The organism is Bacillus aerolatus (assembly GCF_009183655.1).
Taxonomy (GTDB): domain Bacteria; phylum Bacillota; class Bacilli; order Bacillales; family Domibacillaceae; genus Pseudobacillus; species Pseudobacillus aerolatus.
Genome location: NZ_WEIO01000009.1, coordinates 114,812 through 138,438, shown reverse-complemented (window position 1 = coordinate 138,438; position 23,627 = coordinate 114,812). Strand labels below are relative to the sequence as shown.

Sequence of the window (23,627 nt, the reverse complement as noted above, 5' to 3'; positions counted from 1 at the left end):
CTTTAAACCGGGCCTGTCCTTCTCATTTTCCTTATAAGCGGCTGTCTGAGTTGAGAGGATGTCCATTTCCATCGATATGATCGTTTCCTCTAATAATCGTTCTTTCTGTTTCAATAATTCGGCTGCCTCCGTCGGCTAGATGAGTGTCACGGTTTATCGTCCCTCCGTCACCGTCCGTTAAACGGGCGTCACGGTCGACAAGAACGAGCATTTTTCCTTCTTTTACATAGTTGTTATACCGGTCCGCATCTTCTTCCGGGATACCGAGTCCGATCAATGCTCCGGTTAATCCTCCAGCCCCTGCTCCGGCGGCTGCACCGGTCAGTCCGGCTACGATTGGACCCGCAGCAATAATTGGACCTATTCCCGGAATGGCAAGTGCCCCTGCGCCTGCTGCGACTCCAGTGAGCCCGCCGAGTATGCCTCCGGTAGCTGCGCCAGCCGCAGCTCCGTCTTCCGCTTTTGTATCTGTCGTATCTTCTACATATTCTAATTCTTCACGGTCTTTGCTGATCACGGAAATTTCATCTGAATGATAGCCTTGACGCTTTAAATCTTCAATCGCTTCAATTGCTTCAGTGTGTGTATCGTAAACTCCAACAATTTGTTTTTCATTATGATCGTTCACCATCAAAATCTCCTCCTCTGTTTTTCGATGTTCACCTTCTGTTTTCCCCTTTCACTAAAACATAAACAACATGCGGATAGGTTTAACTTTTCCTATAAAAGGTATAAATGAAGTAAATACGAGTGGAGGTGGCCTGATGGCTGAAGAGAAAAAAAGACCACTGCAACGTGGAAAAATGGACAATCCCGACCAAATGGAAACCGACAAAGAAAGTATTTATGATAAATTCAAAAGTGAACAAACGGTCGACTCTATCCCTTTAGAAGATTTAAGAATGGAACAAGAGGAAGAAAAAGATAAACACGGAACAAAGGATGATTCTTCAAGCGAAGAAAAGTATCCTGGATAAGCCTGCCGGTCTTTCGGCGGGTTTTTTCTTTTTTCGTACAAATTTGCTGTATAATGGTAACAGGAAGGGTGTTCGGGGAAAGGCGGATTACTGTGGGAAATTCGAAAATTTATTTAGTTTTAATAGGAATCATGTTGATTTGGGGCTTAAATGTCTCCGTAATAAAAATTTTAGTAGAACACTTTATGCCCGTTACCATAACAGCGCTCAGAATTTTCATAGCATCTGTTACTGTATTTTTGGTGCTGGGCGTTCTTGGAAAAGTGAGAAAGCCGCACAGCAACGAATGGCTTTATATTATTAGCGGAGCCATGCTGAGCGTAGTCAGCCATCATTACTTTTTATCTACAGGCTTGTCCAAAACAACGGCAGCAAATGGCGGATTAATTTTAGGACTAGGACCGCTGTTGACCGCTCTTTTGTCGATGATACTCCTAAAAAGGCGGCCGACTAACATCCGCCTGCTCGGCTTTTTACTCGGCGGCACCGGTGTCAGCTTCACTGTTCTTGCCGGAGACGGTGGAATTAATTCCGTTTCAGTCGGTGATTTAGATATTTTTCTTGCAATTTTGTCACAGGCGCTTAGTTTTATCGTCATTAAAAAAGCAGCAGAAACATTAGATCCCCGATTATTAACGGGATACATGTTACTAATCGGCTCCGTGCTGCTGTTTCTGATCAGTCTGTGGAAAGAGCCGGCAGGTCTGGCAAGTCTGACTCATGGCACGCCTGCCGTCTGGCTGGCATTCCTTTTTTCAGCCGTGCTGGCAACCGCACTTGGACATATGATATATAACCATGCGATCGGACAAATTGGCGCTGCTGAAACTTCTATTTTTTTGAACTTGAATACTTTTTTCTCATTAGTCGGGGCGGCCGTTTTTCTCGGAGAAGCGATTTTGCCTGCTCATTTAATCGGGCTGCTATTAATTGTTCCCGGCGTACTGCTCGGTTCCGGTTCAATGGAAGAATTAGTTCTGCGGCGGAGAAGAAAACTGCAACACAGGTAAAAGGCGGAGCCGAGTGCTCCACCTTTTATCTTGATACGTATTGATTGCCTGTCACCCAAAACCGCCACGGATAGTGCTTTGCTTCACCCGAATTATCAATGCCGATACGCGGGCCTGTTGAAATGTCTTCAGGTGTAAACCCTTTTGTTATATAAAGAGGACGTTGATCAAAACGATTGCCGTAGTCCTCCATTGTAATGCCCATCGCCTTCGTTAGTTTCCCAGGCCCGCTCGTCAAATTTTTCATCGACGTGCCGCCCCGTCTCTCAAACATTAAGTCGATCCCTTCATACGGCTCAACAGCCCTTATTAATACCGCTTCAGGTACGCCTTCTTCTCCAGTGACAACATTAACGAGGCAATGAGTATGCATCACGTATGTGTAGATGCGGCCAGCTTCATGAAACATAATTTCCGTTCTTTTCGTCCGGCGGTTATTAAAACTATGAGCCGCCCGGTCCAGCGGCCCTCTGTAAGCTTCTGTTTCAACAATGAACCCGGCAGCCGTGCCTTCTTTCGTTTCCTTTACAAGCAAACAGCCGAGCAGCGATTCTGCCAGCTGCAAGGTTGGCTGCTGAAAAAAAGATTCATCCAGCGGAACAAAGTCTGCTTTCTGCTCCATTTCACACTCCCCCTTTACCTATTTCTCACCTTTTATTTTTCCCTTTCTCGATGTGAAAAACAATTGTGTTCCTATCGCCATACATATCCATTCATCCTAATCCCTCCACTGCTCTAACTAGCCGTCTTGAATGTTTTACCCTTCTTGCCCGTGCCATATAACTAGTATCCGGCCAAAAATGAACAAATTAAACTTTTTTACCGATAATTTTCGTTAAATCGTTTACAATAAAGGGTAAGGTATATACATATATGGTTAAATAGAGGAGGTTTACGTATGGAAATTATCGGATGGATTAGTTTGGCCATTGTCGTCGGGGCATTGATTTACTTAGGCATTTCCGGATTCAGCACTTATAAATCAATGAAGCCGAAAATTGACCAGCTGCAAGCAACGTCAGAGCGGTTAAAAGCAAAACAAGAAGCTATTCAATCAGAAACAGAGAAATTAAAAGCAACTCAGGAAAACATTAAACAAGACATAGACGAGAAAAAAGAAGCTGTTATGTTCATAGTCGATGAAGCGAAAAGAACGCCGGAGTCCATTAAACAACTGGGAACGGCACTGAACTTTTTAGATGAAAAGACGAAGCTTAAACTGCCTGTCCCTAAACGAAAAAAGAAAGCAGAACCTGTTTAATCTATGTAATAGAAAAACCGGCCTGAATCAATCAGGCCGGTTTTTTTCATTTATTTGTAACTCACAACGCTTTCAAGGGGGAAAATTTCCCTTCATGAAATGAACCGCCGCGGTTATATTCCACATCGTCGTCTATTGATGAACCTAAACGACCTAAGCCCTGCCTTCTCTTAAGTCCTTGCGGCTCCGAAGCCGCTCCAGTTTGAATAAGTATTACTTCAAAAACATAGCAGAATGCCAATATTTATCTATATGAAACGTTCTAAGTTACTTAGTATCATGAATTTTAAATTATATCATCCTTAAAAAAAGATGTCAACTATTATTCACACAATCCTCGTCAGCTTATTCTTTATTGGGAATCATCTTCTTGTGGCTCAGAAGGTTCCTCGGATGGATCCGGCTCACCTTCATCAACGCCGTCACAAGCAAATAAAAGGCTCATTGATAAAATGGATGACATGAAAGCAAGAACGTACTTTTTCTTCTTCATTTCTATTCTACTTCCCAGTTGATCACTTCTACCTTTCCCTCTTTCAGCAAAAGTAATCATCTAAAAGAAATTTATGAATGAGAGCTTTCTTCCGGGCAGCCGATCTTCAAAAACGCCTTGATCATACCATACGTTATTTCTTCAGGTACGAGTTCTTTAATGGGCTTCAGCCTATCACGGCCGGCTTCTTGTACAGCTTTATCAAGCAACGTCCAGTACTCTTCAGGTACGAGCAAAGGTAAGTCCACCTTCATTCCTTCATCGGCACACTGCAATAAATGACTTTCGATCGTACTCACAGCGAGCTCCCGCTTTTCGGCAATTTCACTAACTGTCATATGCTGTTTATGCAGCTCAAGCGTGTCCAAGTGGGATTGGCTGGCCGCTTTTTTCTGAGGCTTGATGAGAGCTTGCTCCGCAGCCGCTCCTTTTTCCCGTTCAGGATGCTCTTTACAAAAAGCGGTGATCGCTGCAATGAATAGCTCTCCATACTTCTCAAGCTTACTACTCCCGACACCGCTGACTGTAAGAAATTCCCCTTCTGTCTGCGGAAGCTTCACGCACATGTCCTTTAACGTTCGGTCTGAAAAAATGACAAACGGCGGAACGTCCGCCTGCTCTGCCAGACTTTTTCTCAAGCTGCGCAATTCTTCAAACAGCGGGTCGTCGGCAGCAATCTGTTTTGTCTGCACCGCTTCTTTCCGTTTGACCAGCTGCTGGCCAACAAGAACCTCTTTGCCTTGACTTGTGACAAAAATCGTCGGATAAGAGCCGTGCTCCACACTAAGCAGCTCCTGTGATATTAAAAACTCGATGAAATTAGTAACGTCTTTGGCGCTTTGCTCTTTCATAATGCCGTACGTTGAAAGAGTGTGAAAACCGAATTCAGCGATCTTTTTATTTTTAGATCCCGTCAGCACTTGGGCAGTGATCGATTTTCCATAGCGCTGTCCCATCCGGATTACGCATGACAAAACCATCTGTGCTTCTTTCGTGACATCCACAACCGCTCTTGAATCTGTACAGTTGCCGCAGCGCCCGCACGGCTCCGCATACGCTTCGCCAAAATATTTAACGATATAGCTCTGCAAGCAATTTTCCGTATGGCAGTAGTCAATCATTAATTGCAGCTTTTCCAGCTCGCGCGGAATCCGTTCTCTTTCAAGAGACTGGTCAATTAAAAACCTCTGCGTCTGCACATCCTGAGACGAATACAATAGGATACATTCACTGTCAAGCCCATCTCTGCCTGCACGCCCTGCTTCCTGATAATAGCTTTCCATATTTTTCGGCAGCTGATAGTGAATGACATAGCGGATATTGGACTTGTCAATCCCCATCCCAAAGGCATTCGTCGCCACCATAACAGTTGCTTCATCTGTTAAAAAGCGGTCTTGCTCATTAATTCGTTCATCATCGCTCATCCCTGCATGATAACGGGCTGCCGGGATGTTGCTTTTACGCAATTTTTCATACAGTTGGTCGACAGCTTTTCTCGTAGCCGCATAAATAATACCCGCTTCTTTTTCGTTTTTCTGGACATAATCTTTTATGAATACATAGCGGTCCTGCCCTTGGATGACAGAGAACGATAAATTTTCTCTTTCAAATCCTGTAATAACCGTATTCGCTTCATCAATGGCCAGCAGCCGGCAAATATCTTCACGCACTTTCGGAGTGGCCGTGGCAGTTAAGGCGAGAACAACAGGCTTTTGCGGCAAAAGCTCGGCCAGACGCTGAATTTGCCGGTAGCTTGGCCGAAAATCATGGCCCCACTGTGAAATACAATGGGCTTCATCTACAGCTACAAGCGGGATTGGCATTTCTTTTAAATCCTCTATAAATGAACGTGACTCAAGCCGTTCAGGCGCAATATACAATAATTTGTACTCTCCCTGCTTAGCGGCTGCCATCGTATCACGCACTTCTGCGGCACTGAGCGAACTGTTAATGTATGCAGCTGCAATACCCGCCTCAAGCAGCGTGTCTACTTGATCTTTCATTAAAGAAATAAGCGGAGAAATAACAACCGTAATTCCAGGGAGTACAAGAGCCGGAATTTGGTAGCAAATCGATTTCCCGCCGCCAGTCGGCATCACACAAATCGTGTTCTTCCCTTCAAGCACCTGGCTGATGGCCTGCTCTTGTCCGCTGCGAAAAGCAGAATAGCCAAAATAAGATTGTAAATGATTCCGGGCTTGTTGAAGCATCCTTACACTTCCTTCGTTCTTTTTTCTAATTATAACATGCAAAAGCAATTACCCTCTGCTTTTCATGATGGATTTATGCGGTTGACTTCACTATAATGAGAAATAACTATAGCTAAAACAGAAAGGCTGGTAGCAATTTGGAACACAATTCATCAAACTTTATCAGAACGATTATTAAAGAAGACTTAGAATCCGGAAAACGTGATCACGTCATGACTCGTTTTCCGCCTGAACCAAATGGTTACCTTCATATCGGACACGCAAAATCGATCGTCATTAACTTTGGGCTAGCAGACGATTTCAACGGGAAAACAAACTTGCGTTTTGATGATACAAACCCGCTGAAAGAAGATCAAGAATATGTGGACGCCATTAAAGAAGACGTAAAATGGCTCGGCTACGAATGGGAAGACCTTCGTTTTGCTTCTGACTACTTTGAAGAGATGTATAACCGGGCGATTTTATTAATTAAAAAAGGCAAGGCGTACATTGATGATTTAACAGCAGATGAAATCAGAGAATACCGCGGGACGCTGAAGGAACCTGGAAAAGAAAGCCCGTACCGCGGCCGGACAATCGAAGAAAATTTAGACTTGTTTGAACGAATGCGAAATGGCGAATTCGAAAACGGACAAAAAGTGCTTCGCGCAAAAATTGATATGGCTTCTCCAAACATTAACTTGCGCGATCCTGTTTTGTACCGGGTCGCTCATGCAGCGCATCACAACACGGGCGATAAGTGGTGCATCTATCCAATGTATGCATTCGCTCATCCGCTCGAAGATGCCATCGAAGGCATTACCCACTCCCTTTGTACGACGGAATTTGAAGATCAACGCCCGCTTTATAACTGGGTCGTGGAAGAGTGCGAAATGGAACACAAGCCGCAGCAAATTGAATTCGGCCGCTTAAACATTTCGAACACAGTCATGAGCAAGCGGAAGTTAAAGCAGCTCGTTGATGAGGAGTTTGTCGACGGTTGGGACGACCCCCGTCTGCCGACGATCTCCGGACTGCGAAGAAAAGGGTACACCCCAGGCGCTATCCGCGAATTCGTGAAGGAAACAGGTGTCTCGAAAGGATCAGGTGTCGTTGATGAAGCGATGCTTGAACATTTTGTCAGAGAAGATTTAAAGCTGACAGCGCCGCGGACAATGGGTGTATTAAAGCCGCTAAAAATTGTGATCACGAACTATCCGGAAGATCAGGTGGAGTGGCTTGATGCTGAAATCAACCCGGAAAACCCTGAGATGGGCATGCGAAAAATACCGTTTTCCAGAGAAATTTACGTCGAACAAGACGACTTTATGGAGAATCCCCCGAAAAAGTATTTCCGCCTGTTCCCAGGAAATGAAGTCCGCTTAAAACACGCTTACTTCATTAAGTGTGAAGAAGTCATTAAGGATGAAAACGGAGAAGTTGTGGAGCTTCGCTGCACGTACGATCCGGAAACGAAAAGCGGCTCCGGTTTTACAGGGCGCAAAGTAAAAGGAACCATTCATTGGGTGGACGCCAAGCATGCCCTGCCGGCAGAATTCAGACTATATGAACCGTTGATTTTAAATGCGGAAGAAGAAGCCGAAGCTGACACAGCAGAAGAAACAGAAGAAAAGACATTTCTTGACTACGTCAATAAAAATTCTCTCGAAGTCGTGCAAGGCTTCATCGAACCAAATATGGACGATGTCAAGCCGCATGATAAGTTTCAATTTTTCAGACACGGCTATTTCAATGTCGATCCGAACCATTCAACAAAGGAAAAGCCGGTATTTAACCGCATCGTTTCTTTAAAAAGCTCATTTAAATTAAAATAACGCAAAAAATCCCGGACACAGATTGTATGTCCGGGATTTTCACATTAAAGATCCACGTATGTTTTCTGAAGCCTCAGCACAGCCTGTTCTTTCATTTTGGCTTCACACATAATATCGGTCTCACGGTGATTGAGCTTCTGTAAAAAGTCCGCAAAATCTTCTTCGAGAATATAATCATGATGAGCCGGATCAGCAACAGCATTTCTTCCTGAACTAATATGCATTTTAGGTATTTGTCCCGAAGGCCACGATTGAAACACGCGTCTTAAGACAGCTTCCGTATCTGCTCCTTCTTCGTAGTTGCATCGATCGTGATGAATATCGAAGCAGACTGGCGCCCCCGTTTGTTCATGAAGCTCAAGCACATCCATTGCCGTATATGTTTTATCATCATTTTCAACCCTTAAAACGCTCTTTATTTCCTGCGGCAGCTTAGCGTATTCTTGAACAAACCTTGCTTTCGCTGCCTTTTTGTCGCCGTAAGCACCCCCTGCGTGAAGAATCATGTCCTGTCCCCCAACTAGGCGAAGCATTTTTTGATGATAGACGAGTTCAGCGACAGAGTTATTGACGACTTGCTCTTTAGGAGAATTTAAGACCGTATACTGCCCCGGATGCAAGGACAATCTTAAATCGTACCGTTTCTGCATTTGCCTGATCTCATTCGTCAAGGCAACGATATCTGCATCTTTTTCCCACTCCCACGTCATAATGGGATGGCTCGCAAAAGGAATAAGCTCACTGCTTAGCCGGAAAAAGAAAATGCTGTTCTCGACGTTCCAGCGCAGCACATTAATTACTTCTGTTAAATTGTGAACCGCCAGCTCTTTTACTTTTTTCATGCCTTCTGTCTCGATTGTTTTCAAACGGCACGTTTTGAATCTCGAAGGCAGAGCGGTATTAATACAAGCATATCCAAGCTTCATCTGGCCGCCTCTTTTTCTATGTAGATTTTTCGTTCACCTCTCTTCTTCCTATTCCCTTTGCAAGCCGGCCGTATACATAGAATTCTTTCATTAACTGGTCGCTTTTAATTCCGCTTCTTCCCTCTCCTGCTTAGCCACTTTTCTTTTATACACTACTTTCGCAAGGCTGACGCTAACTTCGTACAGCAGGATCAATGGAATAATGACTAACACATCTGATATAAAATCAGGCGGCGTAATAAACACTGATACGAGAATCAAGGCAAAATACGAATATTTTCTAAAAGCACGCAGCTTATAAGGGTTTATTAAGCCGAGACTCGTCAAAAACATCAAAACCACCGGCAATTCAAATAACACTCCAAACGGCAGCGTCATATGCAACAAGAACTTAAAATACTTTTCAGTTGTAAAAAAGGTCTGGAACATTTCCCCGGACAGCGACATGAGAAAAGACAAAACGAGTGGAAACAGAACAAAGTAGCCGAACGAGATGCCTGCCAAAAATAAAATAAATAAAGCTGGTATATAAGCAAGTGCGGTTTTTCTTTCTGATTGGGACAAAGCGGGTTTGATAAACAGCCAAAGCTGATGAGCAGCAACCGGAATTACTGCCGCCCCTGCTACCACTGCGGCAATCATTAAATAAACGACAACAATATCCCCCGGTCCGAGCAGCGCCAGCTTAAACGGCAAATCCTTCACTAAATAATGATAAATATCCTGAACAAACGTAAAAGATAACAATAAAAATAATAAGAAAGCGGCCAGCGTAATGATCAGTCTTTTTCTCATTTCTTCAAAATGTTCCAGCGCTTTCATGCTGCGGTCTTGCATCGTATCCCTCCTTTAATCGAAATGAAAAAGAGGTTGTCCCAAAAGCAAAGAGCCAGGCACTTTTGGGATTCCCTCTTATCAGTTATTCAGCCTAATTAAGCGAGGTGTTTCTTTTCTTTTTTGCTGTCCGTTTCTTCTTCCTCTTCTGACACGAGGTCACGCGTTGATTTCTTAAATTCCTTTAATGTGGAACCGAAAGCGCGGCCGATCTCCGGCAGCTTAGAAGGACCAAAAATGATCAAAGCGATAACGAGAATTAAAATTAACCCTGGTACTCCTATGTTTTGCAGCATCAAATTACCTCCTAATATTTAAAGCCTGTAATGGCGACGACGGACGGGCGCGGCTGATTGTCGCCTTTGCGGTGCGGCCACATGCTTGTCGGATTATTAATATCTTCCGTGTTTTCTCCCGGGTGCTGGACAGCTAAAAATAAGGTCGTTTCGTCGTCGGTAAAGCACGGGCCTGTCAATTCCGCTTCCACAGGAGCAGAAGCAAACTGGAATGCATCTCCCTCGTTTTTTCCAGATGTAGGAATCACAAAAACACCATTGTTTTTAAATGAGGAAAATACGCCTTTATTAACAGAGCTTGAAGAAATATCAGTTACTGTCCACAAATTTCCACCGCTGTCGAACGTTAAATTATCCGGTGCACTGAATCCACTTTGACGCCCGCCGCACGCAAAGATTTCAAAGTCGAACGTTAAAGAGCCTAAATCATCATTCGCTTCTAAGAAACGAGTAATGTGCCCATGAATATTTCCATGCTTCGAATTGTTCGTATGGGCGATAAAAACAGATTTATCAAACGGACTGATTTCCACGTCTTCCGGGCGATCCGTTGGAGTCGCTCCGAGTAAAATGGCTGCTTCGTGTGCATGGACGAGCACATCTGCCTGCGTTTGGAATTTCTCAAGCAACTCTTGCTTACCTGCCGCTTTTTTCCGGACAGCATCGAGCGTGAGCGCCACCCATTCACCTTTCGACATGTTGGCCGCATACAACGTTCCTTCTTCAAGCAAAGCGGAGTTGGCTTGCTTGCGCGATTTTATGTATTTATTTTTACTGATAAACTTGTATACACATGCATCGGTCTTGTCATCACCCATGTAAACCGCCACACGCCCGTCATTTGTTAGGCCCATTGCCGAGTTTTCATGGTGAAAGCGGCCCAGTGCAGTATGTTTTCGCGGAGCAAAGCTTGTATTAAATGGATCGACTTCAACAATCCAGCCGTAATGCGTTTCGTTAAGTGAAGCCGCTTCTGACGTTGATTCATAATTTTCTTCCGCAGACAATACTGTGTTCCACAAAGTTTTTCCGCCGGAGCAATTGGCAAAGGTACCTTGTACGACATCTGTGCCTCCAACAGCTTTGGCTCCTCTTGCCGGACCAGTTAATTTAAACGGCGTCAATCCCGTGATTCGTCGGGCAAATTGGGATGTCGTATCCATTTTCCAGACGCCTTCCTCATCGCGGTACAATTCAATGATGGAACCGCCCTGGTTATAAAGTAATTTCTCTATTTGAGCTTTCGTATATGTACCATCTTTACTTTTCGGACCTGTCACCCATAAATCGCTTGTATATTCATGATTCACCCACAATAATCCCCGTTCATTCGAGCCTTTCATCGGAAAAAACATCGTAAAGTCGTTGTTATAGCCAAATGTATCTCCCTGTTTATTGATGACATCCCCATAAGCGGCCACTACGTCATATTTAAAGCCGCGCGGCAACACAAGATCATCTTTATCCGTTGGTTTTATAGGTGTAAAGTTTAATCCCGAAACCTTTTTCTTTCTCCCAAATAAATGAGAAGCGGCCTTCGCTCCTTTTGCTTCTACTGTTGGTGTAAATGCTCCTAACCCTGTGGAAGCCACCGTTAAAGCTGTAACTCCTGTTCCTACGTAAGTTAAAAACTTTCTGCGATTTAATTCTTCCCCCATCTTGCTCCACCTCTCATTTTTATCTACTAAACTTGCCAACTTCATAATAGAAAAAGAATATTAAGTGTAATCTTCTTTTTTATTATTGTTTTGTAAATCATTGTAAAGAGTGTTTATTTCCCCTCTATTCTTCTTCAACTAGTTTATTACGTAATTCACCGCTTTTTTTCCGCGCATTGTCACTTAGCAACAAAAGAAAGGACAGATTATTTCATTGTGGGAACATTGCGAAAACTCGTCGCCAAATTGTAAGATTAAGAGGAATCAAAAACTTCTTTGGAGGTGCAAATAAAAATGGAAGCGGTTACAAGTAACTTTTTTTATTCTTATCAAAAAGTAACTTACTTAACAACATAGCTAAAAATAAAGGCGACAATTTCGCGGCCGGAAAAATCATTGGCGGCACCGATTTCAAAAGCTCTATCCGGTTTATTAAAGAATTGAACGAAAGAGGTTTGTCCGTTACTGTTGACCATTTAGGAAAATTCGTTGATTCGGAAGATGTAGCGAATGAAAGAACCGAGGAGTGTATTCAAACAATTGAAATGATCAGCAAAGAAAAGCTTGATTCACAAGTATCTTTGAAAATGACTTCACTTGGACTGGATATCGACCGGACTCTCGTTGTAAAAAATATGACGAGCATATTAGATACAGCAGAAAAATACAATATTATGGTTACGATTGATTTCGTAAAAAGCTAAATTAGCACGCTAATAAACGATTAAAAAGGAGATTGGTTATCTATGATTCCATATAAACACGAACCGTTCACTGATTTTTCAAAAGCAGAAAATAAACAAGCATACGAAGAAGCACTTCAGCTTGTTGAAGGTTACCTTGGCCAGGATTATCCGTTGATCATCGGCGGCGAAAAAGTGACGACAGAAAACAAAATTGTCTCGTACAACCCGGCTTACAAAAAAGAAATGATCGGACGCGTCTCTAAAGCGGACCAGAAGCTCGCTGAACAAGCGATGCAGGCGGCTGTCTCTGCCTTTGACACGTGGAAAAAAGTGAAGCCGGATATTCGCGCCGATGTGTTGTTTAAAGCAGCGGCGATTATCCGCCGCCGCAAGCACGAGTTTTCCGCGCTGCTCACGAAAGAAGCGGGCAAACCATGGAACGAAGCGGATGCGGATACAGCGGAAGCGATCGACTTCCTCGAGTTTTACGCACGCCAAATGCTGAATATGAAAGGCGGCGTGCCGGTTGAAAGCCGGCCGGGCGAATTCAATCGCTATGACTACATTCCTTTAGGGGTCGGCATCATCATTTCTCCGTGGAACTTTCCGTTTGCGATTATGGCAGGTACGACAGCAGCGGCAATCGTCACTGGAAATACGGTTCTATTAAAACCAGCTTCCGCGACACCGGTTGTGGCAGCGAAATTTGCGGAAGTCATGGAAGAGGCGGGCCTTCCGGCAGGTGCCTTGAACTTCGTGCCAGGCAGCGGCGCAGAAGTGGGCGACTACCTCGTTGACCATCCGAAAACACGCTTTATTTCGTTCACTGGTTCCCGTGACGTCGGCCTGCGCATTTATGAGCGCGCATCCAAGCTGAACGAAGGCCAAATTTGGCTGAAGCGCGTCATCGCAGAAATGGGCGGCAAAGACACAATCGTCGTCGACAAAGAAGCAAATCTGGAACTGGCGGCGCAATCGATCGTGAAATCCGCGTTCGGCTTCTCCGGCCAAAAGTGCTCGGCGTGCTCCCGTGCGGTCATCGTTGAAGAAGTGTACGATCAAGTAGTAAACCGCGCCGTGGAACTGACGAAAGAACTGACTGTCGGCAACCCGATTGACAACCACTTTATGGGACCGGTCATTGACCAGGCAGCCTTTGATAAAGTTATGAGCTACGTGGACATCGGCAAAGAAGAAGGCCGCGTATTGACAGGCGGCACGGGCGACAGCGAAACAGGCTACTTTGTCCAGCCGACAATCATCGCTGACGTAGATCCACAAGCACGCTTAATGCAGGAAGAAATTTTTGGTCCGGTTGTCGCGTTTGCGAAAGCGCAAGACTTTGACCACGCATTAGAGATCGCCAACAACACTGAATACGGCTTAACAGGAGCGGTCATCACAACAAACCGCCTGAACATGGAAAAAGCGCGCGAAGACTTCCATGTCGGCAACTTGTACTTCAACCGCGGCTGCACAGGAGCCATTGTCGGCTACCAGCCATTCGGCGGCTTCAACATGTCCGGAACAGATTCCAAAGCGGGCGGCCCGGATTACTTGCAGCTGCACATGCAGGCAAAAACAACGTCTGAAACGTTTTAATGCACATAGGAGGCTGTCCCATTAGTTCCTTCCCCTTCTCCCCATCTTAAAATATAGTATTTTAATCAAATGCTTTATACTATATACTATTTAGTTGGTGGAGATGCATGGAACTTTGCTTTTGGGACAGCCTTTTAATTGAATAATTTTATCTAAATATTCATAGAAGTTGAATAAGCCCATTTCTTTTTACTTTTCCGCCAAGAAAGGAGCATTTATGGATTACTCATTACTTATCTCTGTAACCGTGTACATGGCTGGTATGCTTTTAATTGGCTATTACGCATATAAAAGAACGTCAAATCTATCAGATTACATGCTTGGCGGCCGCGGGTTAGGGCCTGCTGTTACTGCATTGAGCGCCGGCGCATCGGATATGAGCGGCTGGCTCCTCATGGGACTGCCGGGTGCGATGTTTGCGACAGGTCTTAGCTCTTCATGGATTGTCATCGGTTTAACACTCGGCGCCTGGGCCAATTGGCTGTATGTAGCACCGAGACTGCGCACGTACACGGAAGTCGCCAACGACTCTATTACAATTCCAGGATATTTGGAAAACCGCTTTAACGACAAATCAAAAATACTCCGTCTCATTTCAGCTTTCGTCATTTTAATTTTCTTTACATTTTATGTGTCGTCAGGCATGGTTTCCGGCGGAGTATTATTCCAAAGTACATTTGGTCTTGAGTATCATACAGGCCTCTGGATTATTACCGGTGTCGTTGTTGCGTATACTCTTTTTGGCGGATTCTTAGCTGTTAGCTGGACAGATTTTGTGCAAGGGCTCATCATGTTTACGGCACTAATTCTCGTCCCGGTTGTTACGCTTATTCACGTCGGCGGCATTGGTACAACTATTGAAACTGCCCGTTCGATTGATCCGGCTTTGCTGGACATTTTCCAAGGTACGAGCTTTTTAGGCATCGTTTCTCTTTTCGCCTGGGGGCTTGGTTATTTTGGGCAGCCTCATATTATCGTCCGTTTTATGGCCATTACTTCTGTTAATGAAATTAAGAGAGCCCGCCGCATCGGCATGAGCTGGATGATTTTCTCCAGCATTGGCGCCATGCTAACCGGATTTGCCGGCATTACGTACTTTTCACAAAACGGTTTAAAATTAGCCGATCCTGAAACAGTATTTATTGAACTTGGGGAAATCTTATTCCACCCGATTATTACCGGATTTTTAATTTCAGCTATATTGGCAGCCATTATGAGCACGATTTCTTCCCAGCTGCTCGTCACATCCAGTTCGTTGACAGAAGATTTATATAAGACATTTTTACGCCGCTCAGCATCGGACAAAGAGCTCGTCTTTTTAGGAAGATTGTCTGTCCTGCTCGTATCAATTGTTGCCTTGATTCTCTCTTGGGAAAAGAACGAGACCATTCTCGACCTTGTTGGATATGCATGGGCAGGATTCGGTTCTGCGTTTGGACCGCTCATTCTTCTTAGCCTTTACTGGAAGCGAATGACAAAATGGGGGGCGCTTGCCGGCATGATTGTCGGGGCAGCCACAGTAATTACCTGGTCACAAGCCGAATTATCCGATAAGCTTTATGAAATGGTTCCAGGTTTTGCAGCGAGTCTGATTGCGATTGTTATCGTTAGCTTACTGACAGCTAAACCATCAAAAGAAACGGAAGAACAATTTGAAAGCTTTGAGCGCATCTTAAAACAATGAATAAACTAATCTAAAGGACTGAGTGCGGAAGATGAAACTTCTCCTCAGTCCTTTTCCCTGTTCTTCTCTATACTTTTGACGATCTCAATATGAAGTGCCAGTTATTTATCGACTTACAGCTTTTAAAACGAAGTGAACACACACCGGACCGTTAAGCAAACAGTCCGGTATGATTCATTTCCCCCCTATAGACTGCACCCATGCGAGCAGGAGCGTTATTCGTTTAATAACAGAGTGGTGACAGATACGAGAATCAGGGGCGGATTAAATGTGTCTGTTTCGTCTTACTCCCTTTATTTTGCTTTATAAATTCTCTGACTTCGTCTGGCGTAAGTCCAATCTGCTTGGCCGTTAATATAAGAGCAATCCACTCTTCTTCGAGCTTCCTCCGCTGTGTGTCCTCTATCGAATTCAATATGATCGACCCCTTTGTTTTTTTAATGCGATGAGTAACTCACATGTATTGAGTCATTATTAATTAATCATTCCCGGACAATTTTACTGAGAATCTTTACTAATAATCATCCCATATAATAAAAGATGCACAATCTCACTTGCTAAACATACTGGTTTTTTCAACTCTTTAAGTAATTTAGTTACTGTAAGCCGCTCAATCATTCCAAAAACAATCATATAACTCGAGTGCCTGTTAATAGAATGATTAAAAATAGCTTCAAGAAATACGTCAAGCTATTTATTCACAAAGGGGTTTACTTTGAATAGTTAGGTTTTATTTACCTTCCTACTTTTAATAAGTGTTAAAATAGCAGCAGGGGGCGATAGAATGAAAGTATTTATTGGTTCAGTCATTATTATTCTTATTATTTGCTTCGGCATTTGGTTAATGCTGTCTCCATCATTTAAAAAGGTGGGAGACGCCGCTCATAAGCTGAAAGACAAATTGGAGGAGGATGAAAATGGAACAAGTGAAAAAGAAAAATAATAACCGCAAGATTTTAGGTGGAGCCATTATTGCGGCTGCACTAATTATTGGCTTAGCCTTGCTGTCTATGTTTATTGAAAAAATTCCGAATGGATACGTAGGTGTTGTCTACAGTCCGAACGGCGGTGTGCAAGATGAAACGCTCGGCCAAGGATGGCACCTTGTTGGCTTGTTTGACAAAGTCACCATCTACCCTGTCAGAATGCAAACCGTTAACTACAAAGATATTCAAGTAGCGACATCAGACGGAAAAAGTGTGACGGTCGATTTCGCTTACAACTACAGCATTCAGCCCGACAAAGTAGTCGAAGTGTTTAATAAATTTGGTCCAGTAGCAATCGAGCAAATTGAAGAGTCCTACTTGCGTACAAGATTATGGGACGCTGGCCGTAAAGCCATTGCTCAGTACTCGGTCATTGATACGTATGGAGAAAAGTCATCGGAAGCGGCAGTGAATGTACAAAACTTGTTTGCTGATGACATCGGCCGACTAGGCTTTACTGTCGATAATTTAACGCTTGGCGTGCCGAAGCCTGATAAATCCACCCAAGCTGCGATTAACAAACGAGTCGAAGCGGCACAAGAACTGGAACGAAAACAAATTGAATTAAAAATTGCCAAAGCAGAAGCAGAAAAGAAAAAAATTGAAGCACAAGGTATTGCCGACTACAATGAAATTATTAAAAAATCGATCTCCACAGAAGTTATACAAAACAAATGGATTGAAAAATGGGACGGCAAAATGCCAAAAGCGACCGGTTCTAATCAGTTAATTGAAATTCCAATTGACGAAACTTCTTCTCAATCGAATTAACAATGAAAGCTGCCAGCTCATCTGGCGGCTTTTTTCCGTTTTACTTTTCAATTGCAAGGGAAGTAGAAATAGGAACAGATAAATTTAAAGGAGGAGCCACATGTACTTAGACAATTTCGTCAACCAAAAAATCCAAATAAAGCTTCGGAACTTCCCTGAAGAACTCGTCGGCTCGATCACAGGCATATACCATCCCGACGACTGGTATATGGTGAAACTGATGCATACAGAAAGCATGGGCATTTGGGTAGAAAACCCTTGCCATAAACGGACAGAAGTACTCGATGACACTGGTTCACAAATACCGTCCGAGCACCAAGTAGAAGAAACATGTCCTGTCCACTTATTCATCAGATGGGAATACATCAGCTCGGTCATTACCTTTCCGAACAAAGACGTCATCGGCCTTGATAAAAAAGCCACATTGATCGGCTTCCACGCTTAAACACAGCAAGCACCTCCGCCCCTGCGCGGGGGTGCTTGCTGTGTTGTAGGTGTTGTTCATCAATTGGGCTAAATTGTTCACGATTTCCGCTTTTTCAAACGGCTTTTCTCACTTGGCCATCTATTTCTTCATCATCCTGATCATCAGTACCTCTTAGTCGTTCAAATACACCTTATTTGCGGCAATAGGCGCATGTGCTATATTAATTGTGAGCTAGAAAAGATTTTTTGTTTATCATTAACTATATGAAAGAAGTGGTTTGATGCAATTAACTATCCGGGCTGAGGGGGAAAACGCTGAAGCTGTGTCCTATTTGCTGGCAAAGAACCCGAACAATGTATACGAACGGAACTATAAAGGTCATTTAGTTCGATTTTTTTACAGTCAATTCAGTAAAAATGCAGTTGAAGCAACGATCTTTGTTACACCGGATCCGATTGAATTAATCAAAAATGCTGCTTCTGCATACGACATTACCCATTACATTAACGACCGTGAATTTGCTGTCAGCAGTATTTTCTGTTCATTTATTCGCACAGCGCTCGGAACGGCACTGAACGGCCAGCCGAAAGAAGATTATAAAAAGTGGGTGGATCATCCTTTTCCCTTCCAATTCAGCTTCGGCCCTGTCGCCTCTTCTCTTTCCAACAGCCAAATTCTCGATCTGTTTGAACCTTTAGGGTTTGCGACAGACATTTCACGAGGAGAAGCAAATTATTCTTTTAATATAAAAGAAAAAAGTTCGGCCAGGTGGATCACTTTAACAGGCAGCACTACACTACAAACTGCACTCAGGCAGTTGTTTGTGCTCATTCCTGTTCTCGATAATTATAAGCACTATTATATAGATGAAAAAGAAATTGAAAAACTGCAGCGATACGGCGAAGGATGGCTTGAAGACCATCCGCTCAAAGAATTTATTTTACGCCAATCTTTGCGCTTTAAAGAAGTTTACAGTCTTGTAGAAAAGCAGAATGAAGAAAAAACGGACAAGCAGGACACCGCCAAAACCGAACGATTAAATGATTTACGTTATGAAAAAATCATCGACACCGTCCATTCCATCGAACCTAAAGAAAAAGTGGTTGATTTCGGCTCAGGTGAAGGAAAGTTATCTCTCCGGCTCGGATTTGTGCCTGGGATTAAAGAGATTCTCGCCGTCGAACCGTCAGAATCGGCCGCTGTCCGGGCGCTCGACCGGTTTGAAAAGGCAAAAAAGAAGGAGGAGTTCCTCTCTCCTGTTCCCGTCTGGGGTTCGCTTTTTTATTATGATGAACGAATGAAGCAGAAAGACATCATGATATTATGTGAAGTCATCGAACACATTGACGAAGAGCGGCTGCCAAAAATTATGGAAATCATTTTCCGCGAGTATAAGCCGCGCGTCTTAATTATTACGACTCCGAACAAAGAATATAACCGCGTCTATGACATGTCTGACGAACTCCGCCACACGGACCATCGCTTTGAGTGGACGAGAGCGGAATTTGAAGCATGGTGTGCGGAAAGAAGCCACTCTTACCCATACGACCTTTCATTTGAAGGCATCGGTGAAGAAAATGAATCGCACGGCTTTCCAACACAAATGTGCGTATTTAAAAGAACAGAGGTGTAACTATGCAACTGACTTTGCCATACTCAGGAATCATCCTGCTCACCGGTCCATCCAACAGCGGAAAATCCACTTTATTAAAACGGCTCATCGACGAGCAGCAAATTCTGCCCTCAGAAGTCATCAGCTCAGATGATTTCCGTATTATGGTGAGCAATATCGAATTTATTGACTGGCGGAACCGTCCAAAAGAAGAAGCAGACGGCCTGTTCGATGAATACCAGCAAATTTCACAAGAAGCTTTTGACATGATGGATGCTTTAATCGAATCGAGATGCCGGCTAAATAAATTAACGTTCGTGGATGCCACACACTTACAGCCCGACGACCGCAAAAAGTATATCTCACTCGCCCGTAAGCACCATGTGCCTGTCATGGCGCTCGTTTTAGATACAGCGCAGGAGACTCTCCTAGAAAGAGATGCGCTGCGGGAGAATCCGCGCGGAAGCAGGCGAATTAAGCAGCAATTCCAAGTGTTCAAAAGAGAAAAGCGTTTTATTAAAAAAGAAGGATTTACAGCTGTTTATATGATCGATGCGAATGAACTTGCAAACGTGGAAATATACAAACGAGCAAACCCGGTAGAAATAGACTTGCATGAAGGCATCGATGTGATCGGCGACATTCACGGTTGCTTTGATGAAATGATCGCACTTTTGGAAAAGCTCGGATATGAAAAAAATGAAGAAGATCTATACGTACACCCTGAAGGCAGAAAATTCGTTTCAGTCGGCGATGTTATGAACCGCGGGCCAAAATCACTTGAGACGATGATGTTTTTCTTGCGCCACGTGAAAGCCGGGGCCGCTTATATGATCGACAGCAACCACGGCTGGAAAATTGCCCGATGGCTTGATGGCAGAAACGTTACTTTAAGCCACGGAGACGAAAAAGTGGCTGAAGAATTTACGAAATACGAAGAAATGAACGATGCCGAGCAATCGATTCAGTTAAAAAATGAATTGAAGGAATTTCTTTTAGAGGCCCCTTCTCATTATGTATTCAAAAAGAACAATATTCCCGTCCTCGTCTGTACACACGCCGGCATCAAAGATGAATTTATCGGCAAGCAGTCCCATCAAATTAGCGATTTTTGCCGCTACGGCGACACGGACGGCTTCGATGAAGATGGCAAACCGATCCGTAAAGACTGGTTTGTCCACCATAAAAAAAGCGTGCTTATCATTTGGGGTCACGATCCGAAACCACAGCCGCTTTTAATGAATCAGACCATTAATATCGACCAGGGAGCGGTGTTCGGCGGGCAGTTAACCGCTTTTCGTTATCCTGAACAAACATTCGCTGCTGTGAAAGCGGAAAAAGATTATTCAGGTGCTGACAATAACCCGCTGAAAGAGTGGGAAAAAAAGCGCCTGGACCCGCCAAATATCGGTAAATTTATTAACGGCTATTCTGTTTTAACAGAAGAAGCAGGCGAAATTCGGGTATTTGATGATACGGTGAAACCGGCGATTGATACAGTCTCCCATTTCACAGTGCCGATTGAACAGCTTGTCTACATCCCGCCGACGATGAGCCCTACGCCAAATCCTTCATCGCTAAGCAGCTATTTAGAGCATCCACAAGAAGCGATTGACTATTACCGCGGCCACGGTATCGAAACGTTGGTCGCAGAAAAAAAGCATATGGACAGCCGGGCGGTGTTGCTGTTATTTAGAAATGAAACAGCTGCCAGGAAATATATCGGGACGGGCACATTGGGCGCGATTTATACGAGAACCGGACGACGTTTCTTTGATAAGACAACAGAGAAAACGGTCGTTTCCGCTTTGAATGAGGATTTGCAGCGCGCCGGTTATTTTGATACGAACCAAACAGATTTTATCCTGCTCGATGCGGAAATCATGCCGTGGAATTTAAAAGCGAAAGAACTGATCAGCAGCCAATACGCCCACGTAGCGGAAAACGCCCTGCTAGATCGGACGATACTTAAAAATAAACTCTCCGCCGCTGCCGGCCGGCATGATGCAATTCAAAGTTGGCTGGAAGAGCACCACGAGAAAGTCAACAATGCTCTCGTCTTTAAAGAAGTGTTTCAAAAATATTGCTGGGACATCGAAGGCGTTCAAAATATCCAAATCGCCCCGTTTCACGTGCTCGCCCATAGCGGCGAAACCTTTTTCCACAAACCTCATATGTGGCACATGGAGAAAAACAGAGAGTTTGCCCGCTATTCCAGCTTCTTTGTAGAAACAGAGTGGAAATTAATTCATGACGAATCAAGTGCAGAAGAAGTGATTAAGTGGTGGAAAGACATGACGGAAGAAGGTCATGAAGGCATCGTTATTAAACCGGAATTCTTTATTGCTAAAAATAAAGGCAAGCTTTTGCAGCCGGCGATTAAAGTGCGGGGCCGGAAATATTTGAACATCATTTACGGAATGGATTATCTCGAACGTGCCAACTTGGAAAGACTGAAAAAACGTAATACTGGCAAGAAACAAAAGCTCGCTTTAAAGGAATTCGCCCTTGGCGTAGAAGGTATCCAGCGATTCGTTAACGGTGAATCACTCGAACGAATCCACGAATGCGTACTCGGCACGCTGGCGATGGAAGCAGACCGGGTTGATCCAAGATTATAATCGGGAGCTCGTGATTGGCCATTCTTGTGCACAAGTTGAGCGGACTCGTGCATAAATCCATGTAACCCGTGCAATAACATGCGATGGCCAGCGCATAAGCCCGGCCGCTGTGCACATTTCAAGAATTCCCGTGCAAAAAGCAGACATACTTGTGCACAAATCTCTTTAACTCGCACACAAAATAGCCCGGCACTATCATTTTCATAATCGTCACTTCATGCAGCCGCTGTACTTACTTTTACCGACGAAACCTTTCGCCGCCGAAATTAGTTTAATTACCCAATTGACTTTCATCTTCAATCATCGTTATATTATATAGTCAGCATTTTCAACAAGAAATGCACGAAGAAAGAAGGTGTACGTCAATGTTACCGGAACAACGCAAAAAAATGATTATTTTAATGATAAATATGTTTATTGCCGTCGGCAGCTTCGGTATTATTATCCCGATTTTGCCGGCATACTTAGTATCCATTGGCCAGGGCGGTACGGCCGCTGGTTTAATTATCGCCATTTTCGCTGGGGCTCAGCTCATCATGTCTCCCCTTGCCGGAAAATGGGCGGATCAATATGGCCGCCGAATTATGATCATCGCCGGGCTTAGCGGGCTGGCCCTATCGATGTTTGTTTTCTACTATTCTGACTCGATCGGTGTTTTATATTTTTCCCGCGTCCTCGGTGGAATCGGTGCCGCCTTATTAATCCCGGCTATCTTTGCTTACGTCGCAGACATTACGACAATGGATCAACGCGCAAAAGGAAATAGCCTTATTTCCGCTGCGATGTCTCTTGGAATTGTAGTCGGCCCTGGTATCGGCGGATTTCTCGCAGATTTCGGCCTAAAAATGCCGCTGTTAGTTTCGGCGATTGTCGGTCTTGCTGCTGTTGTGTTTTCTGCTGTTTTGTTAAAAGAAAGCAGAGAAGCAGGCAGCTTTTCACCTGAAGCAGATCTAGATCCGATGGTGAAGAAACTGGCACAGTCTGTTCATAAGCCATACTTTATTCCACTCGTCATCACACTCGTCATGAGCTTCGGCTTAATGGCCTATGAATCCGTTCTCGGGCTGTTCATTGATAACGAATTCGGCGCCACGCCTCAGGAAATCGCCGTCATGATTACCGCCACCGGCATCGTCAGTGTCATCGTACAATTATTCGTCGTTGACCGCATCGTGCGCCGTTACGGTGAAGGCGCCGTACTGAATATATTTCTTGCGGTCACAGCGGCGGGCTTTTTATTATCACTATTTGCTTCAAGCTACGTTTTATTTTTTGCTGTTACCCTTATTATTTTTCTCGCTTCATCCATTTTACGCCCCGTGCTGAATACGCTGATCTCTAAGCTCGCAGGCAACGAACAAGGCTTTGCGATGGGGATGAACAACGCTTATATGAGCATCGGCAACGTACTCGGCCCGACACTCGCCGGCCTCTTGTATGACGTGAATATATACTATCCGTTCCTGCTCGGCCTTGTCGTCCTTGCTCTCACAATGATCGTTTCAGTGACATGGCAAAGAAAACAAAAATCCGCAGGACGTAATGCAGCTGTATTGAAATAATAAAAAGCTGTTTTCGCTATTGTTATTCATAGCGAAAACAGCTTTTATTTTATCTTTTTCAAAAACTACCATATAATCATCTTCATCCTTCCCACCTTCATAGATGAAAGAATCGGCCCCCTCAACCCATTGAGCTTTGGGCAGCGGGTTATTAAAGCCTTGCCACTCTTCTAACAATTTATCGAAATAACTCTTTA

21 protein-coding genes and 1 pseudogene are annotated in these 23,627 nt (G+C 44.0%); 13 read left to right on the top strand and 9 right to left on the bottom strand.

Annotation, left to right across the window (positions count from 1 at the left end; translation table 11 throughout):
* Nucleotides 1-31 precede the first annotated feature (31 nt).
* Nucleotides 32-631: a general stress protein gene (locus F9802_RS14710; RefSeq protein WP_152153281.1), complete on the bottom strand. Its 600-nt coding sequence runs from the start codon at nucleotides 629-631 to the stop codon at nucleotides 32-34.
* 133 nt (nucleotides 632-764) lie between these two features.
* Here F9802_RS14710 and F9802_RS14705 point away from each other — a divergent pair, with 133 nt between their 5' ends.
* Both F9802_RS14705 and F9802_RS14700 read left to right on the top strand, forming a co-directional pair.
* The gene (locus tag F9802_RS14705) at nucleotides 765-977 is read left to right on the top strand and encodes a hypothetical protein (protein ID WP_152153279.1); all 213 of its coding nucleotides are present in this window, start codon (nucleotides 765-767) and stop codon (nucleotides 975-977) included.
* 92 nt (nucleotides 978-1,069) lie between these two features.
* Nucleotides 1,070-1,987: a DMT family transporter gene (locus F9802_RS14700; RefSeq protein ID WP_152153277.1), complete on the top strand. Its 918-nt coding sequence runs from the start codon at nucleotides 1,070-1,072 to the stop codon at nucleotides 1,985-1,987.
* A 25-nt stretch (nucleotides 1,988-2,012) separates the two neighbouring features.
* Here the strand turns inward: F9802_RS14700 and F9802_RS14695 are convergent, their stop codons facing one another.
* A complete protein-coding gene (locus F9802_RS14695; RefSeq protein WP_152153276.1) occupies nucleotides 2,013-2,609 on the bottom strand; it encodes a DNA-3-methyladenine glycosylase in 597 nt (198 codons plus the stop codon).
* 276 nt (nucleotides 2,610-2,885) lie between these two features.
* Here F9802_RS14695 and F9802_RS14690 point away from each other — a divergent pair, with 276 nt between their 5' ends.
* Complete coding sequence (locus F9802_RS14690) at nucleotides 2,886-3,248, top strand: DUF948 domain-containing protein (RefSeq protein WP_152153274.1); 363 nt, start codon at nucleotides 2,886-2,888, stop codon at nucleotides 3,246-3,248.
* A 352-nt stretch (nucleotides 3,249-3,600) separates the two neighbouring features.
* Here F9802_RS14690 and F9802_RS19750 read toward each other — a convergent pair whose 3' ends face one another.
* Both F9802_RS19750 and recQ read right to left on the bottom strand, forming a co-directional pair.
* Complete coding sequence (locus F9802_RS19750; RefSeq protein ID WP_191991999.1) at nucleotides 3,601-3,741, bottom strand: hypothetical protein; 141 nt, start codon at nucleotides 3,739-3,741, stop codon at nucleotides 3,601-3,603.
* A gap of 71 nt (nucleotides 3,742-3,812) precedes the next feature.
* Nucleotides 3,813-5,951 (bottom strand): DNA helicase RecQ, encoded by a 2,139-nt coding sequence (recQ, locus tag F9802_RS14685; protein WP_152153272.1) that lies wholly within the window; start codon nucleotides 5,949-5,951, stop codon nucleotides 3,813-3,815.
* A 137-nt stretch (nucleotides 5,952-6,088) separates the two neighbouring features.
* Between recQ and F9802_RS14680 the strand changes: the two genes are divergently transcribed.
* A complete protein-coding gene (locus tag F9802_RS14680; protein ID WP_152153270.1) occupies nucleotides 6,089-7,765 on the top strand; it encodes a glutamine--tRNA ligase/YqeY domain fusion protein in 1,677 nt (558 codons plus the stop codon).
* 44 nt (nucleotides 7,766-7,809) lie between these two features.
* On the opposite strand, the gene uvsE is transcribed toward F9802_RS14680, so the two are convergent.
* From uvsE to F9802_RS14660, 4 genes are all read right to left on the bottom strand, one after another.
* The gene (gene uvsE / locus F9802_RS14675) at nucleotides 7,810-8,691 is read right to left on the bottom strand and encodes a UV DNA damage repair endonuclease UvsE (RefSeq protein ID WP_152153268.1); all 882 of its coding nucleotides are present in this window, start codon (nucleotides 8,689-8,691) and stop codon (nucleotides 7,810-7,812) included.
* Nucleotides 8,692-8,781: 90 nt separating this feature from the next.
* Nucleotides 8,782-9,528, bottom strand: a complete 747-nt coding sequence (tatC, locus tag F9802_RS14670) for a twin-arginine translocase subunit TatC (protein ID WP_152153266.1) — start codon at nucleotides 9,526-9,528, stop codon at nucleotides 8,782-8,784.
* 95 nt (nucleotides 9,529-9,623) lie between these two features.
* Complete coding sequence (locus F9802_RS14665) at nucleotides 9,624-9,821, bottom strand: twin-arginine translocase TatA/TatE family subunit (RefSeq protein WP_152153264.1); 198 nt, start codon at nucleotides 9,819-9,821, stop codon at nucleotides 9,624-9,626.
* Nucleotides 9,822-9,832: 11 nt separating this feature from the next.
* Nucleotides 9,833-11,479, bottom strand: a complete 1,647-nt coding sequence (locus tag F9802_RS14660) for a PhoX family protein (protein ID WP_152153262.1) — start codon at nucleotides 11,477-11,479, stop codon at nucleotides 9,833-9,835.
* A 294-nt stretch (nucleotides 11,480-11,773) separates the two neighbouring features.
* On the opposite strand from F9802_RS14660, the pseudogene F9802_RS14655 reads away from it, so the two are divergent.
* From F9802_RS14655 to putP, 3 genes and pseudogenes are all read left to right on the top strand, one after another.
* Nucleotides 11,774-12,168 (top strand): annotated as a pseudogene (locus F9802_RS14655) (proline dehydrogenase family protein); the annotation flags it as partial.
* Between the two features lie 57 nt (nucleotides 12,169-12,225).
* Complete coding sequence (gene pruA, locus F9802_RS14650; RefSeq protein WP_152153260.1) at nucleotides 12,226-13,767, top strand: L-glutamate gamma-semialdehyde dehydrogenase; 1,542 nt, start codon at nucleotides 12,226-12,228, stop codon at nucleotides 13,765-13,767.
* 217 nt (nucleotides 13,768-13,984) lie between these two features.
* The gene (gene putP, locus F9802_RS14645; RefSeq protein WP_152153258.1) at nucleotides 13,985-15,451 is read left to right on the top strand and encodes a sodium/proline symporter PutP; all 1,467 of its coding nucleotides are present in this window, start codon (nucleotides 13,985-13,987) and stop codon (nucleotides 15,449-15,451) included.
* Nucleotides 15,452-15,704: 253 nt separating this feature from the next.
* Here putP and F9802_RS14640 read toward each other — a convergent pair whose 3' ends face one another.
* Complete coding sequence (locus tag F9802_RS14640) at nucleotides 15,705-15,866, bottom strand: anti-repressor SinI family protein (RefSeq protein WP_225435369.1); 162 nt, start codon at nucleotides 15,864-15,866, stop codon at nucleotides 15,705-15,707.
* A 369-nt stretch (nucleotides 15,867-16,235) separates the two neighbouring features.
* On the opposite strand from F9802_RS14640, the gene F9802_RS19745 reads away from it, so the two are divergent.
* The 6 genes from F9802_RS19745 to F9802_RS14615 all read left to right on the top strand — a co-directional run bounded on the left by F9802_RS19745 (nucleotide 16,236) and on the right by F9802_RS14615 (nucleotide 23,430).
* Nucleotides 16,236-16,394, top strand: a complete 159-nt coding sequence (locus tag F9802_RS19745) for a hypothetical protein (protein ID WP_191991997.1) — start codon at nucleotides 16,236-16,238, stop codon at nucleotides 16,392-16,394.
* Nucleotides 16,369-17,208 (top strand): prohibitin family protein, encoded by an 840-nt coding sequence (locus F9802_RS14635; protein ID WP_404799175.1) that lies wholly within the window; start codon nucleotides 16,369-16,371, stop codon nucleotides 17,206-17,208. Before F9802_RS19745 ends, F9802_RS14635 begins: the two co-directional genes overlap by 26 nt.
* Nucleotides 17,209-17,308: 100 nt before the next feature.
* Entirely contained in the window at nucleotides 17,309-17,653 is a 345-nt protein-coding gene (locus F9802_RS14630; RefSeq protein WP_152153241.1) for a hypothetical protein, read from the top strand.
* A gap of 262 nt (nucleotides 17,654-17,915) precedes the next feature.
* Nucleotides 17,916-19,268: a 3' terminal RNA ribose 2'-O-methyltransferase Hen1 gene (locus tag F9802_RS14625; protein WP_152153238.1), complete on the top strand. Its 1,353-nt coding sequence runs from the start codon at nucleotides 17,916-17,918 to the stop codon at nucleotides 19,266-19,268.
* A gap of 2 nt (nucleotides 19,269-19,270) precedes the next feature.
* The gene (locus F9802_RS14620; RefSeq protein ID WP_152153236.1) at nucleotides 19,271-21,868 is read left to right on the top strand and encodes a polynucleotide kinase-phosphatase; all 2,598 of its coding nucleotides are present in this window, start codon (nucleotides 19,271-19,273) and stop codon (nucleotides 21,866-21,868) included.
* Between the two features lie 365 nt (nucleotides 21,869-22,233).
* Nucleotides 22,234-23,430 (top strand): MFS transporter, encoded by a 1,197-nt coding sequence (locus tag F9802_RS14615; protein ID WP_152153234.1) that lies wholly within the window; start codon nucleotides 22,234-22,236, stop codon nucleotides 23,428-23,430.
* The last annotated feature ends 197 nt before the right edge of the window (nucleotides 23,431-23,627 follow it).

Excerpts from the sequence above, each read along its gene's own strand:
- F9802_RS14710 (WP_152153281.1), bottom strand. The coding sequence starts at position 631 with ATGGTGAACGATCATAATGAAAAACAAATTGTTGGAGTTTACGATACA.
- F9802_RS14705 (WP_152153279.1), top strand. The coding sequence starts at position 765 with ATGGCTGAAGAGAAAAAAAGACCACTGCAACGTGGAAAAATGGACAAT.
- F9802_RS14695 (WP_152153276.1), bottom strand. The coding sequence starts at position 2,609 with ATGGAGCAGAAAGCAGACTTTGTTCCGCTGGATGAATCTTTTTTTCAG.
- F9802_RS14690 (WP_152153274.1), top strand. The coding sequence starts at position 2,886 with ATGGAAATTATCGGATGGATTAGTTTGGCCATTGTCGTCGGGGCATTG.
- F9802_RS19750 (WP_191991999.1), bottom strand. The coding sequence starts at position 3,741 with ATGAAGAAGAAAAAGTACGTTCTTGCTTTCATGTCATCCATTTTATCA.
- recQ (WP_152153272.1), bottom strand. The coding sequence starts at position 5,951 with ATGCTTCAACAAGCCCGGAATCATTTACAATCTTATTTTGGCTATTCT.
- uvsE (WP_152153268.1), bottom strand. The coding sequence starts at position 8,691 with ATGAAGCTTGGATATGCTTGTATTAATACCGCTCTGCCTTCGAGATTC.
- tatC (WP_152153266.1), bottom strand. The coding sequence starts at position 9,528 with ATGCAAGACCGCAGCATGAAAGCGCTGGAACATTTTGAAGAAATGAGA.
- F9802_RS14665 (WP_152153264.1), bottom strand. The coding sequence starts at position 9,821 with ATGCTGCAAAACATAGGAGTACCAGGGTTAATTTTAATTCTCGTTATC.
- F9802_RS14660 (WP_152153262.1), bottom strand. The coding sequence starts at position 11,479 with ATGGGGGAAGAATTAAATCGCAGAAAGTTTTTAACTTACGTAGGAACA.
- pruA (WP_152153260.1), top strand. The coding sequence starts at position 12,226 with ATGATTCCATATAAACACGAACCGTTCACTGATTTTTCAAAAGCAGAA.
- putP (WP_152153258.1), top strand. The coding sequence starts at position 13,985 with ATGGATTACTCATTACTTATCTCTGTAACCGTGTACATGGCTGGTATG.
- F9802_RS19745 (WP_191991997.1), top strand. The coding sequence starts at position 16,236 with ATGAAAGTATTTATTGGTTCAGTCATTATTATTCTTATTATTTGCTTC.
- F9802_RS14635 (WP_404799175.1), top strand. The coding sequence starts at position 16,369 with ATGGAACAAGTGAAAAAGAAAAATAATAACCGCAAGATTTTAGGTGGA.
- F9802_RS14630 (WP_152153241.1), top strand. The coding sequence starts at position 17,309 with ATGTACTTAGACAATTTCGTCAACCAAAAAATCCAAATAAAGCTTCGG.
- F9802_RS14625 (WP_152153238.1), top strand. The coding sequence starts at position 17,916 with ATGCAATTAACTATCCGGGCTGAGGGGGAAAACGCTGAAGCTGTGTCC.
- F9802_RS14620 (WP_152153236.1), top strand. The coding sequence starts at position 19,271 with ATGCAACTGACTTTGCCATACTCAGGAATCATCCTGCTCACCGGTCCA.
- F9802_RS14615 (WP_152153234.1), top strand. The coding sequence starts at position 22,234 with ATGTTACCGGAACAACGCAAAAAAATGATTATTTTAATGATAAATATG.